General features: G+C 51.0%; 17 protein-coding genes. 4 read left to right on the forward strand and 13 right to left on the reverse strand.

What is annotated here, in order from left to right; translation table 11 throughout:
* Window positions 1-75: 75 nt before the first annotated feature.
* The 3 genes from ACXAFR_RS14680 (at window position 76) to dtd (ending at window position 4,234) form a co-directional block, all read left to right on the forward strand.
* Entirely contained in the window at window positions 76-2,469 is a 2,394-nt protein-coding gene (locus ACXAFR_RS14680) for a DUF748 domain-containing protein (RefSeq protein WP_475178162.1), read from the forward strand.
* Window positions 2,470-2,788: 319 nt separating this feature from the next.
* The gene (pip, locus tag ACXAFR_RS14685) at window positions 2,789-3,760 is read left to right on the forward strand and encodes a prolyl aminopeptidase (protein WP_475178163.1); all 972 of its coding nucleotides are present in this window, start codon (window positions 2,789-2,791) and stop codon (window positions 3,758-3,760) included.
* Window positions 3,761-3,796: 36 nt separating this feature from the next.
* Entirely contained in the window at window positions 3,797-4,234 is a 438-nt protein-coding gene (dtd, locus tag ACXAFR_RS14690; RefSeq protein ID WP_475178164.1) for a D-aminoacyl-tRNA deacylase, read from the forward strand.
* Window positions 4,235-4,246: 12 nt separating this feature from the next.
* On the opposite strand, the gene tatC is transcribed toward dtd, so the two are convergent.
* The 13 genes from tatC to ACXAFR_RS14755 all read right to left on the reverse strand — a co-directional run bounded on the left by tatC (window position 4,247) and on the right by ACXAFR_RS14755 (window position 14,950).
* Window positions 4,247-5,017 carry a twin-arginine translocase subunit TatC gene (gene tatC / locus ACXAFR_RS14695; protein WP_475178166.1) on the reverse strand — a complete coding sequence of 257 codons (771 nt, stop codon included), beginning with the start codon at window positions 5,015-5,017 and terminating at the stop codon, window positions 4,247-4,249.
* Between the two features lie 10 nt (window positions 5,018-5,027).
* On the reverse strand, window positions 5,028-5,396 hold the full coding sequence (gene tatB / locus ACXAFR_RS14700) for a Sec-independent protein translocase protein TatB (protein WP_475178168.1): 369 nt from the start codon (window positions 5,394-5,396) through the stop codon (window positions 5,028-5,030).
* Between the two features lie 6 nt (window positions 5,397-5,402).
* Complete coding sequence (tatA, locus tag ACXAFR_RS14705; RefSeq protein WP_475178169.1) at window positions 5,403-5,639, reverse strand: twin-arginine translocase TatA/TatE family subunit; 237 nt, start codon at window positions 5,637-5,639, stop codon at window positions 5,403-5,405.
* An 86-nt stretch (window positions 5,640-5,725) separates the two neighbouring features.
* A complete protein-coding gene (locus ACXAFR_RS14710) occupies window positions 5,726-6,073 on the reverse strand; it encodes a phosphoribosyl-ATP diphosphatase (protein ID WP_475178170.1) in 348 nt (115 codons plus the stop codon).
* Between the two features lie 28 nt (window positions 6,074-6,101).
* A complete protein-coding gene (gene hisI, locus ACXAFR_RS14715) occupies window positions 6,102-6,512 on the reverse strand; it encodes a phosphoribosyl-AMP cyclohydrolase (protein ID WP_475178173.1) in 411 nt (136 codons plus the stop codon).
* A 79-nt stretch (window positions 6,513-6,591) separates the two neighbouring features.
* A complete protein-coding gene (gene ubiB, locus ACXAFR_RS14720) occupies window positions 6,592-8,196 on the reverse strand; it encodes a ubiquinone biosynthesis regulatory protein kinase UbiB (protein WP_475178174.1) in 1,605 nt (534 codons plus the stop codon).
* Between the two features lie 26 nt (window positions 8,197-8,222).
* Complete coding sequence (locus ACXAFR_RS14725; protein WP_475178178.1) at window positions 8,223-8,846, reverse strand: ubiquinone biosynthesis accessory factor UbiJ; 624 nt, start codon at window positions 8,844-8,846, stop codon at window positions 8,223-8,225.
* A gap of 3 nt (window positions 8,847-8,849) precedes the next feature.
* A complete protein-coding gene (gene ubiE, locus ACXAFR_RS14730) occupies window positions 8,850-9,611 on the reverse strand; it encodes a bifunctional demethylmenaquinone methyltransferase/2-methoxy-6-polyprenyl-1,4-benzoquinol methylase UbiE (protein ID WP_475178180.1) in 762 nt (253 codons plus the stop codon).
* A 97-nt stretch (window positions 9,612-9,708) separates the two neighbouring features.
* Window positions 9,709-10,080: a gamma-butyrobetaine hydroxylase family protein gene (locus ACXAFR_RS14735; protein ID WP_475178182.1), complete on the reverse strand. Its 372-nt coding sequence runs from the start codon at window positions 10,078-10,080 to the stop codon at window positions 9,709-9,711.
* Between the two features lie 16 nt (window positions 10,081-10,096).
* Complete coding sequence (gene hslU / locus ACXAFR_RS14740; RefSeq protein WP_475178185.1) at window positions 10,097-11,428, reverse strand: ATP-dependent protease ATPase subunit HslU; 1,332 nt, start codon at window positions 11,426-11,428, stop codon at window positions 10,097-10,099.
* Window positions 11,429-11,479: 51 nt separating this feature from the next.
* On the reverse strand, window positions 11,480-12,040 hold the full coding sequence (gene hslV, locus ACXAFR_RS14745; RefSeq protein ID WP_475178188.1) for an ATP-dependent protease subunit HslV: 561 nt from the start codon (window positions 12,038-12,040) through the stop codon (window positions 11,480-11,482).
* Between the two features lie 78 nt (window positions 12,041-12,118).
* The gene (locus tag ACXAFR_RS14750; RefSeq protein ID WP_475178191.1) at window positions 12,119-12,694 is read right to left on the reverse strand and encodes an SPOR domain-containing protein; all 576 of its coding nucleotides are present in this window, start codon (window positions 12,692-12,694) and stop codon (window positions 12,119-12,121) included.
* Between the two features lie 18 nt (window positions 12,695-12,712).
* On the reverse strand, window positions 12,713-14,950 hold the full coding sequence (locus ACXAFR_RS14755) for a primosomal protein N' (RefSeq protein ID WP_475178194.1): 2,238 nt from the start codon (window positions 14,948-14,950) through the stop codon (window positions 12,713-12,715).
* Between the two features lie 230 nt (window positions 14,951-15,180).
* Here ACXAFR_RS14755 and rpmE point away from each other — a divergent pair, with 230 nt between their 5' ends.
* Window positions 15,181-15,396: a 50S ribosomal protein L31 gene (rpmE, locus tag ACXAFR_RS14760; protein ID WP_475178395.1), complete on the forward strand. Its 216-nt coding sequence runs from the start codon at window positions 15,181-15,183 to the stop codon at window positions 15,394-15,396.
* Window positions 15,397-15,472 lie beyond the last annotated feature (76 nt).

Here is a 15,472-nt window from a genome sequence, read left to right on the forward strand (position 1 = left end):
GATTGTGGGTGCTTCAATCCCGCAATGTGAGTAGACTGCTGTTTTCATAAAGCCAGAAGGAACCTGAGCTTGTCCATGAAGAAAAAAATCCTGCTGTCTATTGCCGGTGTATTCTTTCTGCTTCTCATCGGTCTGCCACTTATCACCAGTCAGGCCGTCAAATTCGCCGTAAAAAAATTTCTCGAAGATCGTGGTGTCACCGTCGTCAAGGTGGAGGACCTGTGGATTAACCCCTACACGGGATTGGTTTCAGGTGCAGGTGTTCATTTTGAGAAGGGGGGAGCGCCTTTTAATGCGGATCTCTTCGAGGTAAAGGTGAACCTTTGGGATCTTACCAAGCACCTAATCCATATTGAAAATGTTCAGCTACGTGGTATCGATGTGGCTGTTGTGCAAGATGCCGATGGGATCGTCACGGTAAATGGTATTTCCACGGAGTCCGCAGACGAACCGGAACCTGAGGAAGAGGCATCCTCCGAAGGCGAGTTGTGGCAGATTGCCATATCGCAGGTCACTCTCGCTGATATTCATACGCAATTGACGACGCCGGCAGTCGGGGCTGACTTACTGTTGGAAAACCTGAATCTCGCAAACATCAATACCCGTGATGGTGATAGCGGACAAATTACTGGGCAGCTCAAACTCCAATCTCTCACTTTGCCAGATGCGGGCTTAGAAATGCGAGTAGGGCTTTCTTTGACGTCCGAGACTCGAGTCTCGCAGAGCGAGGAAGCTTGGACGTTAGCGGGAGATACAACGATAGGGTTGGAAGACCTTTGGGTTAATGTTCCCGATTATCAGATACAGTTGCAACAGCTGTCTTTGTTTACTAAAAAGGATCTGGTGTTTGGGCACGAATGGATTGAGCAGCTAACGGCTGATTTAGCATTGACACAGTTTTCTGTGCACAGCGATGTCGGTGCTGTGTTGGCCAGTTTTGATGAGCTTGACGTTAAAGGGATTCACCCAGACGGTTTGAGTGTTGCTAACGCCGTATCCATTGATTCGATTTCACTCAATGGTGTCAACGCTTTGCCCTCCTCGACGGAGGCTTTGCCGGGATTGCTCCAAGACGCCCGCCTTGATATTGAGAAAATTCAAGTGAATGTGCCGACCGAAGATCAAGCATTGGCGGCGATCATCGAGAGTATTCGTATTCCCTGGGCTAAGATCGAATTTATCCGCGATCGCGATGGTAATACCCCTCAATTGGCCGCGCTGGCTTCTGGTGAAGAGCCAGCGCCAGAGGCTGCTCAAGAAGTCCCTGCCGAGCAAGTTGATGCGCCAGAATCTACACCGGAGTCACCAGCTCCAGTAACCAGCGCTGGTGAGAACGTTGCTGGCACGACGGACATGCCTGATGTCACGATTGGACGTTTTGCCATTGGTCCAGAAGTTAGCCTTGGGTTTGCTGATCAAAGTGTGTCACCAGAATTGGTGGAAACACTGGCGTTTCGCGAATTTGAAATTACGGATCTGCGCCTGAATAAAGATCAACCTGCGAACCTTCATGCGGACATCGGTTTAAAAGACGATGCAGGATTAGCGATAGACGGTCAATTTACAGCTTTGACTCAGGCGGCAGATCTCACGCTTAAACTGGATGATTTTCAGGTTTTACGTGCCAGTGGTTTTAGTCAGTCTACGATTGGATATGCTTTGGAAGCAGGCACGCTGGATGTCGATTCAAAGATCAAAGTTGAAGATCAGATTCTAAATCTCACCAATGATATTTTTATCGACCAGTTAAGCCTGCGTCCCACCAATGAAAATAAAACGGTTAAATTTGCCAACGAACTGACGATGCCCTTGGATCAGGCCTTGGACTTAATACGTGACAAAGAAAATCAAATTCGTTTACAGGTGCCTGTAAATGGACCATTAAATGATCCCAACGTCAATTTGAGTCAAGTGATCAATAAAGCTCTGGGTGGAGCTATGAAAAAAGCCACCGTCAGCATGCTGGGGTATTTGTTACAGCCCTATTCGACCATGATTTCAGTGGCTAAGTTCGCTGGTGATCAAATGACTAAGGTGCGACTGGATCCCGTTGTCTTCAATGACGGCGACGCCCAGCTTAATACGGACGCCAGAGAATACGGTGAGAAGATTGCTGACATGCTCAAGTCCAAGGAGTCTCTCAAACTGCGGGTGTGTGGTTCTACCAATTTAGCCGATGCGGCTGCGGTAAAAGCTCAGTGGGATGCAGAGCAGCAGCAAAAGCAGCAGGCGGCATCTAAAGAGGCAAAGGATGGTGATACTGAGCAAAAATCAGCGCCAGTAGATCAGCCTGTTCTAAGTGATGCGGAACTCAGTAAACGCCTGCAGTCGCTCGGGGAAACTCGTAGTAGTGTGTTTCGCAGTTATTTAATAGACCAATTACAAATGAACAAAGCTCAACTGATGGTTTGTCTGCCTGAACATCACGACTCAGACAAAGCACCTAGCGGTGTACAGTTAGAAATTTAGAGAGCTTTGAGTCTTTGAGGTGCCGAAATACGGGCAGAGGCGGCAATATAAATGTTATTTCTGATGCCATCGACAGATTTCTGTCGATTGTTTTTCGGTTACCGAAGTTTCTAGGGTTCAGATCAACTCATGGGTCAAATTCGGTTATCCCCAATGCGACACATACACTAAAATAATGAAGTAGAGAGGAAGTTATTTGAAGCGAAAGCCACAATCTCAAGATTGTCGAATAGAGACAATTGAAAGTGGTGTCGCTGGCAGGCTATAGTCGCAGCGGCAGTCGTTTCATAACACGTCCAGCATTCGCTAAGGGGGCAAGGTGCATACGCTTTATCCGGATATCAAACCTTTCAAAACCCATATGTTAGATGTTGGCGATGGCCACACGATTTATGTGGAACAGTCGGGGAATCCAGAGGGCATCCCGGTATTGTTTATTCACGGAGGCCCCGGCGCAGGTTGCGGCAAACAGGACCGCTGTTTTTTTGATCCCGAGGCCTATCATATTGTCCTGTTTGATCAGCGTGGTTCAGGACGATCTCTACCCCATGCCGAACTGGCGTTTAATACAACACCTCATTTGGTCGCCGATATCGAGAAAATTCGTGAACTCGTGGGCGTTGACCGGTGGCTATTGTTTGGTGGTTCTTGGGGCTCCACGCTCAGTTTGGTCTACGCGCAAACCTATCCTGAGCGGGTTATGGCTCTGATTTTGCGCGGAATTTTTCTCTGCCGTCCAGTCGAGATTCAGTGGTTTTACCAACATGGAGCCAGTTTGATCTTTCCTGATTATTGGGAAGAGTTTGTTCACCCGATTCCGGAAGCAGAGCGCGGCAATCTGCTAAAAGCCTATTATGATCGATTGACTGGACCCAATGAGCTGGCCAAGATGGCTTGCGCTAAAGCTTGGTCAATTTGGGAGGCAAAATGTGCCACTTTGCGGCCGAATAACGATGTGGTAGATGCGTTCTCGGACCCTCATCTGGCCTTGTCTTTGGCGCGTATCGAATGCCATTACTTCATGAATGACAGTTATCTGACACCTGACCAATTGTTGGCAAATGCTTCGCGTCTGGAGGGGATTCCTGGAATTATAGTCCATGGCCGCTATGACATCATTTGCCCGTTGGACAATGCCTATCAGTTGCATAAGCGTTGGGCGGATTCAGAGTTACAAATCATCCGTGACGCGGGACATTCATCAAAAGAGCCTGGAATTGTTGATGCCTTGGTACGAGCGACACAGGAAATGGCCCGTCGTTTCGCCGATGAATATCCGACCAGGGCTTAAGCACGGTACTTTATCGTTGGGTTGGATTAATCAATTTTGAAGGGGTTAATACAGCGGATCTGTTCCGCCAGCGTACATGTTGATGGCGAGCAAGTTGGCCAGGCTCAACGAGGAATTTTGCTGCTGTTGGGGGTTGAGCGAAACGACGATGTCGACAGCGTCGCTAAGCTGGCAAAAAAAGTCGCTGCGTATCGAATATTTCCTGACGCTGAAGGCCGAATGAACCTGAGTCTCGCCGATATAAATGGCGATTTGCTGGTCATTTCTCAATTTACGTTGGCGGCAGATACTCGCAAAGGTCTCAGGCCGGGGTTTTCTCAAGCGGCAGCGCCAGAACAAGCTGAAGCCTTATACGAGGCTTTTATAGAACACATGCGTCTATTGGGCATTCACACCGAAACCGGGCGTTTCGGTGCGGATATGCAAGTGTCCTTAGTGAATGATGGCCCCGTAACCTTCTTGCTAGAAGCTTAAGTCGCGTCTGAATCAGGCGCGATCTGCTTCTTCGTCTTGAGCTTCTGCTCGCTTGCGGGTCAGCACGCGACCAAAAATCACACCAAACTCGAATAGAATCCACATAGGAACGGCAAGCAGGGATTGTGAGACGACATCTGGCGGTGTCAGCAGCATTCCAAAGACGAAACAAGTGACAATGATGTAGGGGCGTTTACGGGCGAGGTCATCTGCAGAAATTACGCCCGCAACGATAAGAATAATTGCCGCGATTGGGATCTCAAACGCGATGCCGAAGGCAAAAAACAACTTCAGCACAAAATCCAGATAACTGCTGATATCTGTCATGACTGTGACGTTCGCCGGTCCGACACTGGTGAAGAAGGCGAAAATCAGTGGAAAAACCACGTAGTAGGCGAACGCGATTCCGGCATAAAAGAGAATGATACTGGTCAGTAAGATCGGAACTGCCAGCTGACGTTCCTTATCGTAGAGCGCCGGAGATAGAAAGCCCCAGATCTGATACAGAATGAAGGGCATCGAGAAAAAGATGGCGACGAAAAACGTCAATTTAAACGGTGTCAGGAAAGGCGACGCCACTTCTGTCGCAATCATGGTGCTGCTTTCCGGCAGAAACTTTTGTAGCGGCGACGACACGTAGTCGTATATTTCTGCTGAGAAATAAAATAAACAGGCGAAGACCAACGCCACAAAAATAACAACTCTCAGAAGTCGGTCACGCAGTTCGGTCAGGTGCTGCACAAGCGACATTTCCTGATCGTGCGGAGCAGAGGATGAATTCATGATTCAGGATTCACTTGGATACAGATTGTTCAGTGTCAGCAGGTAATTCAGCTTTTGGGGCTTCCGGCTTATTAGCTGGAGAATCATCGAGCGCTTTTTCTGCTTTGTTGATTTCCCGATTGACATCGCTCTCAATCCCTTTGAGAGATTGGCGGGTATCATTCAATTGGCGCATGATTTCTTCGTTATGAAGCTGACGCCGGATATCGTCCGCACCGATATGTTGTTCAAACTCGGAGCGGGTATTGTGGACAGCTCGCTTCAGCCGACCCCACCAAAGTGCCAGGGTGCGCAGGGTTTCGGGCAGCCGTTCGGGGCCAATAACCAGAAGGCCCACGATGGCTATGAGCATCAGCTCGAAAAATCCGATATCAAACACGGCCGTTTACTTGTGGTTGTCTGCGGTCTCTGTTTTGCCTTCAATGACGTGATCGGCAGGTTTCTCCTCTTTGTCGTGGCCGACTTTCTCCTGATCTTTGTCATCGTTCATGGCTTTCTTGAAGCCTTTGATCGCGCCGCCCAAATCGCCGCCCAAGCTGCGCAAGCGTTTGGTGCCAAACAACATGACGACGATCAAAAGGATGATAACTAATTGCCAGATGCTGATTCCGCCAAGGCCCATGGTATTCTCCAGAATTCACTCAATTTTCAGTGTGTTGCTATGTCAAGCTGATAGGCGGTCGCTGGTACCACCAGATCAGCAGATATTCATTTTGTGCTGCGAGCAGCTTTTTCGTCATGCCCGGAAACGCCGAAACGCCGGGCTAACTCTTCAAGGACATCGTCGGCACTTAGATTCAAGTGCGACAACATCACCAAGGTGTGAAACCAAAGATCGGCAGTTTCTCCCACCAGGGCTTTGGTCTCACCGCTGTGTACTGAGTCCTTTGCCGCAATAATGGTCTCTACGGACTCTTCACCGACTTTTTCCAGAATCTTATTGAGCCCTTTGTGGTGCAGGCTGGCAACATAGGACGACTCTGGGTCAGCGGCTTTTTTACGCTCTTCCAGTATTGCTGTCAGGGCCGTAAGCGTCTGGTGTGCAGTTCCTGTCATCAAATCGGTTTCCTCTCTCGCTCGGCGGTCAGTCGTTGGACTTCTCGCCGTAAAGCTCTTCGGGTGTTTTCAGCACGGCGTCTTTGATGTGCCATTGGCTCTCTTCCAATGCCCGATAGAAGCAGGACTCTCTCCCTGTGTGACAGGCAATCCCACCGATTTGCTCCACTTTCAGCAAAATGACGTCTCCGTCACAATCAAGTCGGATATCGACGATTTTCTGTACATTGCCAGAGCTTTCGCCTTTGCGCCACAATTGTGAGCGGGAGCGAGACCAGTAAATTGCTCGTCCTTCCTGTACGCTCAAGGCCAGTGATTCGCGGTTCATCCAGGCCATCATCAGTACGACTCCTGATTCTGCGTCTTGGGCGATGGCTGCTACCAAGCCATCTGCAGTCCACTTGACCGCATTGAGAAAGTCGTCGGAGGATGTCGGCATGTTCCTAGCTCAATCGTCAAAAAACGCCAGATTCTAACGTATAAATAGTGCTAATAGTATGTGATTGTTGCTTTTTTGTTCACTGTCGGCGACCTTTCCAAACCCATACAGCGGCAACCAGCAGTACCCAGGCGGATGCCGGAATATCCTCTACCGCGACGCCGTTAGCAAGCCCAGATGTCACCACCGCCGCTACCGCAAGTAGCGCCGCCGCACCGTTTGATCCCGACTTCACGGCGCCTTTGGAAGGCGACGCGTCTGGCCGCTTTTGGCTGCGAACGTGAAGCTGTTCTACCAGTAGCGCCAAATGTTGGGGAAGGTGAGGCGCTTGTTCTAGGATCTCCGGCGCATATCGTTTCAGCTCTTTGACCAAATTTGTTGGCTTGTACCTCTCTTGGATCCACCGTTCTAAAAAGGGAAAGGCGGTTTTCCATAAATCCAGTTCCGGATAAAGCTGTCGTCCAAGGCCCTCAATATTCAGCAGCGTCTTCTGTAGCAACACCAGCTGAGGTTGCACCTGCATATTGAAGCGACGTGCTGTCTGAAAGAGAGTAATCAGCACCATACCAAAGGAAATCTCGCTGATGGGTTTTTCAAAGACCGGCTCGCATACCGTGCGGATAGCGGCTTCAAACTCTCCAATTGAGGTTTCCGGTGGAACCCAGCCGCTTTGAATATGCAGCTCCGCCACCAAGCGATAATCCCGCTGAAAAATGGCAAGGAGATTCCGGGCCATATAAAAGAGGTCAGAATCTGACAAGGTGCCAACAATTGCCATGTCAACAGCAATGTACTGTGGCCTCTGAGGGTGATTATGCGAAACAAAAATATTCCCAGGATGCATGTCTGCGTGAAAAAAATTGTGCTCAAATACCTGGGTAAAAAAGATTTCTACTCCGCGCTCCGCGAGGAGCTTCATGTTGGTATTCTGGGCTTCCAGTGCGTCAATATCAGTAACGGGGATACCATATATGCGCTCCATGACCATTACGTTACGGCGAGTGTAATCCCAGTAGACTTCTGGGACATAGAGCATGGGGGAGTTGTTGAAGTTGCGCCGCAACTGAGATGCGTTGCCTGCTTCACGTTGTAAATTGAGCTCGTCTAGAATGGTGTGCTCGTATTCTGCAACGACTTCTACTGGGCGCAGGCGCCAGCCATCCCGAAAGAGTTTCTGGGCAAGGCGAGCGAGCAGATACATAAGGGCGATATCCTGTTCGATTACATCGCCGATGCCGGGTCGGAGAACTTTCACCACGACGTCCTTTCCATCTTTCAGCTGGGCGGCATGAACCTGTGCGACTGATGCCGACGCCAGGGGGCTGCGATCAAAGCTGGCAAACAGCTCCGAGACTGGCTGCCCCAGGGCCTGTTCAATAATGGTCTGGCACTCCTCCTCACTAAACGGTGTCACCCGGTCCTGGAGATAGCTGAGTTCAGCGACGATATCGGGCGGAATCAGGTCTGGGCGGGTGGAAAGCAGTTGGCCAAATTTGACAAAGACTGGCCCGAGATTTTCTAAGCAATAGCGCAGACGTTCTCCCCGGGGGCGTTCGGTTGAACCCCAAGGTCGACAGAGGGCATTTAAGAGTCGACGTTTGCGTTTGTTGAGTGGTGCAAACTCGTCCAGCCGGTAGCGTAGGCAAAGAAGCAGAATGCGAAAGAAGCGGAACAGTGGGTACAAGATCGGCTCGATAGCAAAAAGTGCAGTTAAGGTTGTGGGTTGGCGCGCTGCTGAAGTTTGGCAATTCTCTGCGACAGTCGATCACTGTCCAGTCGAAGCTCATCGACTTGCTGACAGAAATCTTTCACTTCATACGCTGAAGGGATTGCCCTGAGTTCTTCGGTTAAAAAATCGCTTGTTAACCGGGAAAGCTCTCTGCCTCGGTTTGCAGCCCAGCGCCAATTCGCTCTGACTAAGTTGCCAACCTGATGGCTGGCAATATCGCCAACAGCGCGAGCAAGCAGGGCTTCCCAATCCGGATCCAAATCGGTTAATAATTGCTGAACCTCAGTGAGAAAGCCTGTGTCACCGTGTACTTCAATGTCGTTTTCGACAAAAGACGACGTTGAGTTGCTCGACAGCCGCAACAGATTGAGACTGCTGCCTTTCAGGCTGGCAGTGGCGTCAGCACCGTCTTTGCCAATATGAATATGCACTTGGCGGTTTCCAAACAGCAGCTCTGCGGTGAGGTCCATATCAGTGATTGATATCTGAAGGTTCTTTCCTTCAAGCGCCGCGGCTCGATGAGAACTGGCAGGGTCGAGCGTCAGTAGCTGATTAAAGGCAGCTTCCAGAGCAATTCCCGCAGCAGATGTTACAGTCGATGGCATGGTTCAGGGTTTAATACCGGTGTGGAGAGCGACAATGCCCCCGGTCAGGTTGTGATATCTGCAGTTGGCAAACCCAGCGGTATCCATCATCGTTTTCAACGTTTCCTGGTCTGGATGCATGCGGATGGATTCCGCCAAGTACTGATAGCTCTCAGAATCATTGGCGACCAGTTTGCCCATAGTCGGCAATACTTTAAATGAGTAGGTATCGTAGGCTTTGCTGAGCAGCGGATTTGCAGGCTTTGAAAACTCTAGCACCAATAGACGTCCGCCAGGTTTAAGGGTCCGCAACATGGATTCCAGCGCTTTGTCTTTGTCCGTTACGTTGCGCAGTCCAAAGGCAATACTGATACAGTCGAAAGAGTTGTCGGCAAATGGCAGGAATTGAGCATCGGCGAGGGCATAGCTGAGGTTATCGACATAACCTTGATCGGTCAGTTTGTCGCGCCCGACTTTGAGCATGGAATCATTAATGTCGGCGAGGATCACGCGGCCTTTGGGGCCCACCAGGCGTGAAAAGCTGCGACTGAGGTCGCCAGTACCTCCAGCGATATCCAGCACGCAATGCCCTGGTCGCACTCCAGACAATTCGATGGTAAATCGTTTCCAGAGGCGGTGAATGCCTCCGGACATCAGATCATTCATCACATCATATTTGGCGGCTACGGAGTGGAAAACGTCGGCAACCCGTCCGGCTTTTTCTTCTGCGGCAACCTGCTGGTAACCAAAATGGGTTGTCTTGGGCGATTCGTTGGAATCATTCATAGAGCATCTCCTCGAGTGGCGTTATTGTACCGGTCGCGGCGGTACTTGCCAGCACAAGCTGTGGCTCAGCAGATGATTGCGTTAAGTTGGTGACAAATTAGAGTCGCAAAACTTGAGTATCTGGATCTCGGGAGAGTCCCGCCTGGAAGAGAGCCTTCTCGTAGTCGGCCATCAGATGGTCTTGGTTGGCGCCCAGTTTGTACAAATAGCTCCAAGAATAAATGCCCGAATCATGGCCATCGTCGAAGTGGATTCGCAGGCCATAATTTCCAGCGGGCACAAGCTTTTCGATGCCTACCAGGCGCTTGCCGAATTGGAGTTGTGCCTGACCTGGCCCATGTCCCTGGACTTCTGCCGATGGGGAGTGAACTCGCAACAATTCGGCGCCAAGCGAAAAAACACTGTCTCCGTAGGTCAGTTCCAGTGTTTTACTTTTACGGCGCAATTGAATGCGGGTCGGGCGTTCCATCGGCAAAGTTCACGCGTTAGAGAATGAAGCGGCTCAAATCCACATTTTGTGCGAGCTCATTCAGATGTTGATCGACATAGTCGGCGTCAATGGTAATGGCATCACTGGCTTCGCCGTCGGCAGCGCTGAAAGAGACCTCTTCCAGCAGGCGTTCCATGATGGTGTGCAACCGTCGGGCACCTATGTTTTCCGTGCGCTCGTTCACTTCGTAAGCGGTTTCAGCGATACGGCGTATGCCCTCCGCCGTAAATTGCAGTTGTGTACCCTCGGTTCCCAACAAAGCGATTTGCTGCTCGGTCAGTGAGGCGCTAGGTTCTGTCAGAATCCTCTCAAAATCGTCCGGCGTCAACGCCTGTAATTCCACCCGGATAGGCAGGCGACCCTGGAGTTCAGGAATCAAATCCGACGGCTTGGTCAGGTGGAAGGCACCACTGGCAATAAACAGAATATGATCGGTTTTGATCATGCCGTGCTTGGTGCTTACCGTACACCCTTCGATGAGAGGTAATAGATCCCTTTGCACGCCTTCGCGGGAAACGTCTGCTCCAGAGGTTTCGGCCCGCTTGGCGACTTTATCGATCTCATCGATGAAGACGATACCGTGCTGTTCAGCAAGCTCGATAGCGCGACTTTTTAAATCCTCTTCATTGACTAAGCGCGCAGCCTCTTCCTCACGAATTTTGGCAAAAGCCTGTTTGACCGTCATACGTGAGCTTTTGGTTTTCTTCGATGACATGGAGGAAAACATGTTCTGCAACTGATTTGTCATGTCCTCCATGCCAGGAGGCGCCATGATCTCTACACCGACGGGAGTTGACGCCACTTCAATGTCGATTTCTTTATCGTCGAGCTCGCCTTCACGTAATTTTTTGCGAAACACTTGGCGTGTTCCCGACTCGGCAGCGTTGTTGCGATTGCCCTCGGCGTCTCTGGCTGGTGGCAGAAGCGCGTCCAAAATGCGCTCCTCGGCAGCATCAGATGCGCGATGTTCGACTTTTCGCATCTCCTGTTCACGCAGCATTTTGATCGAACTGTCGACAAGATCGCGGACAATAGACTCAACATCGCGTCCTACATAGCCAACTTCGGTGAATTTCGTCGCCTCGACCTTTATGAAAGGTGCATTGGCAAGTTTCGCCAGGCGTCGCGCGATTTCGGTTTTACCAACCCCTGTTGGTCCAATCATGAGGATGTTTTTCGGCGTGATTTCCATCCGCATCATTTCTTCCAGCTGAGCTCGGCGCCAGCGATTACGAAGGGCAATGGCCACGGCGCGTTTCGCTTCGGATTGGCCAACAATGTGTTTGTCGAGTTCGTGAACAATTTCTCTGGGAGTCATCTCGGACATAATAATTCTTCTTTCACTAAGGCTCTGGTTCTGGAGGGGCGTCGTTGCCGCTTAGATCACGCTGGTAGAAGCCGCGCTGTCCAGTTCTTCAATGGTGTGATTGTGGTTGGTGTATACGCAGATGTCACCGGCGATGGAGAGACCCTTTTCTACGATCTCGCGAGCGCTTAATTCGGTGTTTTCCAGCAAAGCGCGTGCGGCGGATTGCGCGAAGGGGCCGCCGGAGCCAATGGCGATGAGGTCTTGTTCTGGCTGAATAACATCACCGTTGCCTGTAATAATCAGCGAGGCGTTTTTGTCAGCTACGGCAAGTAGAGCCTCAAGGCGGCGCAGAGCACGGTCGGTACGCCAGTCTTTCGCCAATTCAACGGCGGCGCGGACCAATTGCCCACTGTGGGATTCCAATTTCGCTTCGAAGCGCTCGAAGAGTGTAAAGGCATCGGCAGTGCCACCTGCAAAGCCAGCCAATACCTGATCGCGATAGAGTCGGCGAACTTTGCGGGCGTTACCTTTCATGACGGTATTACCCATTGAGACCTGCCCATCGCCGCCTATGACAACTTTACCATTGCGGCGGACAGACAAAATCGTCGTCCCGCGATACTGTTCCATGATGCTGTTTCCTCGTCTACTGGAAAGGAGGAAGTTGGGGCTAAGTCTATGGTTTCAAGTCTGGAGACTCGACTCCTATCATCCGGACTGCTTTTTGCGTTTGAGCAACAGAGGATTGATGTCTTTGCTAACTAGAATGCTTCGTGCTTTGGCCACTTTTGAGCTTGATGTGTAGGGGCCTACCAAGACGCGATGCCATGTTTCGCCGGTGCGAACTTTGACCTCCTCAACCTGCGCATTTAGGTTGAGCAAAATCAATTCGGCGCGCATTCGATCGGCATCGGTACTGCGTTTGAAGGAGCCGACCTGAAGAATGTATTCCTCATCCGGCTTGGTTGAGCTTGATTTTTCCGGCGGAGGCTCGACGGAAATCTCGCTCTCCTTGAGCAGCTGATAGAAATCGAATCGGGGTTTCGGCATCTGCGAAGCTTGCGCCGGCTCCAGAATCGGTTCAGCGGTCGGGATTGAGGAGGGCGCTGGAGGCATAACGCCTGACAGCCAGACCAAAAACATCAAAAATGCACCGCTCAGGGTGCCGGAAAAAAACCATAGCCATTTCCCAGACGAGTGGGCTGGGGCATTTTTGGTCACTCTTTTATTGGGGCGTGTTGCGGCGCGCTTTGCCGCAGGCTTCCTGGCAAAATCTCTTGTCATTTGACTAACTTACAGGCCTTAGCTCATATCCTGTGGTTCTATATCGATGGACCAGCGAAGGTCTCGACTGTTCGGAGCTTGCTGGTATAACTGGTGTAACAATTGGTCCAGTAATCGATGCAGCGCTGCCCTGTGTGGACTGGCAAATTGTAGCTGGTATCGATAGCGGCCGTTGCGTTTTTCCATCGGCGCTGGCAGTGGTCCAAGAAATGACACTCGTTGATTGCAAGGTAGCAGTGATTCGCCAATCTGACGAGCCATTGACAGAAATCGTGCCGCTTTACCGTGGTCACCCGATTCTGCTCTAAGAAGTGCCAGGTAGCAGAAAGGGGGGGTGTCGCTGGCGCGCCGAGTCTCGAGCTCCTTGGTGGCAAAGCTACTGTAACCCTCATTGAGAAGGGTTGAAAACAAGGGGTGTTCCGGAAAGTGTGTCTGGATCAGAACCTTACCTTTTCGATCGGAACGCCCGGCTCTACCTGCTACCTGGACCAGCAGTTGCGCCAATCGTTCCGGGCCTCGGAAATCGGTACTGAATAAGCCACTGTCGGCGTCGATGATGGCCACGCAGGTGACCTTGGGAAAATGGTGCCCTTTTGCCAACATTTGAGTGCCAACCAGTACTGTGGCGTCGCCGTGATTGATTTGCTTTACCAGTTGTTGCATGGCGTCTTTGCGGGACATGGAGTTGCTGTCGACTCTCAAAACCGGAAATTGACTGAAGTGGTCGCGCAAAAACGCTTCCGCGCGCTCAGTGCCCTGGCCGACGGGTTCCAACTGCTCACTTTGGCAACGGCCGCACTGGCGTGGTAGCGGCTCACGATAGTCGCAGTGGTGGCAATGTAGGTGACGCGGGCGAGTGTGCATGGTAAGGCGAGCGTCACAGTGGGGGCACTGCCAAATCCAGGCACATTGGCGGCACATCAGAGTGGGCGCATAGCCTCGTCGATTGATAAAAACAAGCGCCTGTTCACCTCGCCTGAGACACGATTCCAATTCGACTAAAACGGGTTCAGCAATGCCTTCCGTCGCAGGAAATTGTTGCAGGTCGATCAATTCCACGTCGGGCTGGCTGGCCGTGCCAGCTCGCTGCGTTAGTATGAGGTGATGGTAGCGTTTATTCTGGCAATTCCACAGGGTTTCCAAAGACGGTGTGGCTGAACCCAATAGTAGGGGGATATTCAGGTCTCGCGCGCGTATAAGAGCCAGTTCCCGGGCGGAGTAGCGAAAGCTGTCCTGCTGCTTAAAGCTGAGGTCGTGTTCTTCATCCAGAATGATAATACCCGGCTGTGGCAGTGGGGTGAAAATGGCGGAGCGAGTGCCGATAACGATATCGACGTCACCCCGACTTGCACTGAGCCAGGCATTTTTACGCTCGTTGTCATTGAGACCGGAATGGATAACCGCAATGGGGCGATGAAAGCGCCGCCGAAAACGATCTACGGTTTGGGGTGTCAAGCCAATTTCAGGTATTAAGATCAGTGCTTGAAGACCCTTTTCAAGGCATCGAGAGATTGCTTGCAGATAGACTTCTGTTTTTCCACTGCCAGTAGCCCCGTCGAGCAAATAAGCCTTGAAACGCTGATCTTCAATATCGTTTATGGCAAGTTGTTGTTCATCATTCAGGGACAAAGGCTCCTCTGCAAGCACAGAGGTCGACCGGCTAGGTGGGCTGTAAGGAACAAAACACGGCTCTATAGCCCCTTTATGCCGCAACGCTTTGATCGCCGCAGCGCTAAACGCTTGGGCTCTGAAGTCCTCATTGGGGATGGTCAATTGGCCCTTGCGACGTGCTGAGTGAAAATACTCGAGTATCTCTTGTTGTCGTGGGGCTCTTTTCGACGTGAAATCGTATTCGTCAATGGTTAGGCGCCAGGCCTTTTGTGGTTCTGGTAGCGATGAGTCGCCTCGACGAAGCGCTGTAGGTAACATAGCGCCAATCACCTCGCCGATGGGGTGATGGTAATATTGTGAAGCCCAGTGGGCGAGGGTGAGTAGATCTGACCGCAGTACGGGTGCCTTATCCAGGATTTCGGTCGCCCGCTTAAGTTTGGCTGTTGGAACGTCTGTGGAGCCACGGATATCGATGAGAACCCCGATCAGTTCTTGCCGACCAAAGCTGACTCGGACACGGATGCCCATTGGTAATTCTGTGGAGTAATTTTCTGGCGGCAGGTAATCAAATGTGCGATTCAGCGGTGTCGGCAGGGCCAGCACTAAAAATACATTGGAATCTGTCTGGTTCTTGGAATCCGGCACAATAAAAATATGGTTGTGTAGCTGAAGGGTTAGAAGCCGCTTGGTCGCCAAAGTGCTGGCGGCGGTCCGGTGTTGCGGTGCTTGTCAAGAGTTGCTTGCTACTGAGAAAAATTCTGGTAGTATGCCGCCTCTTAATTTTAGCCCGATCAACAGAAATGTGGTGCGGTGCCAAGCAAATGATTTATTCATCAGACTTGGTGGCGGCACAAAATACACTGAGGCATCCCGAAATGAAAGCAGATATTCATCCTAATTATGGCCCGCTCAAGGCAACCTGCAGCTGCGGTAATGTCATTGAGACTGGCTCGACCCTGGGTAAAGAGATCCACTTGGACGTATGCTCCAATTGTCATCCTTTTTACACCGGTAAGCAGAAGCAAGCCAGCACTGGTGGTCGTGTTGATAAGTTCAAGAAGCGTTTTGGTCGTCGTATCGGCGGAAAGTAAAAAGCGTTCGAACGACAGTATTCGCTCTGTAGCAGCCTGATGGATAGAGGTTGCTGCTAGCAAAAAATGCGTGGAA

It is taken from the genome of Pseudomaricurvus sp. ABR4_320, assembly GCF_056159445.1.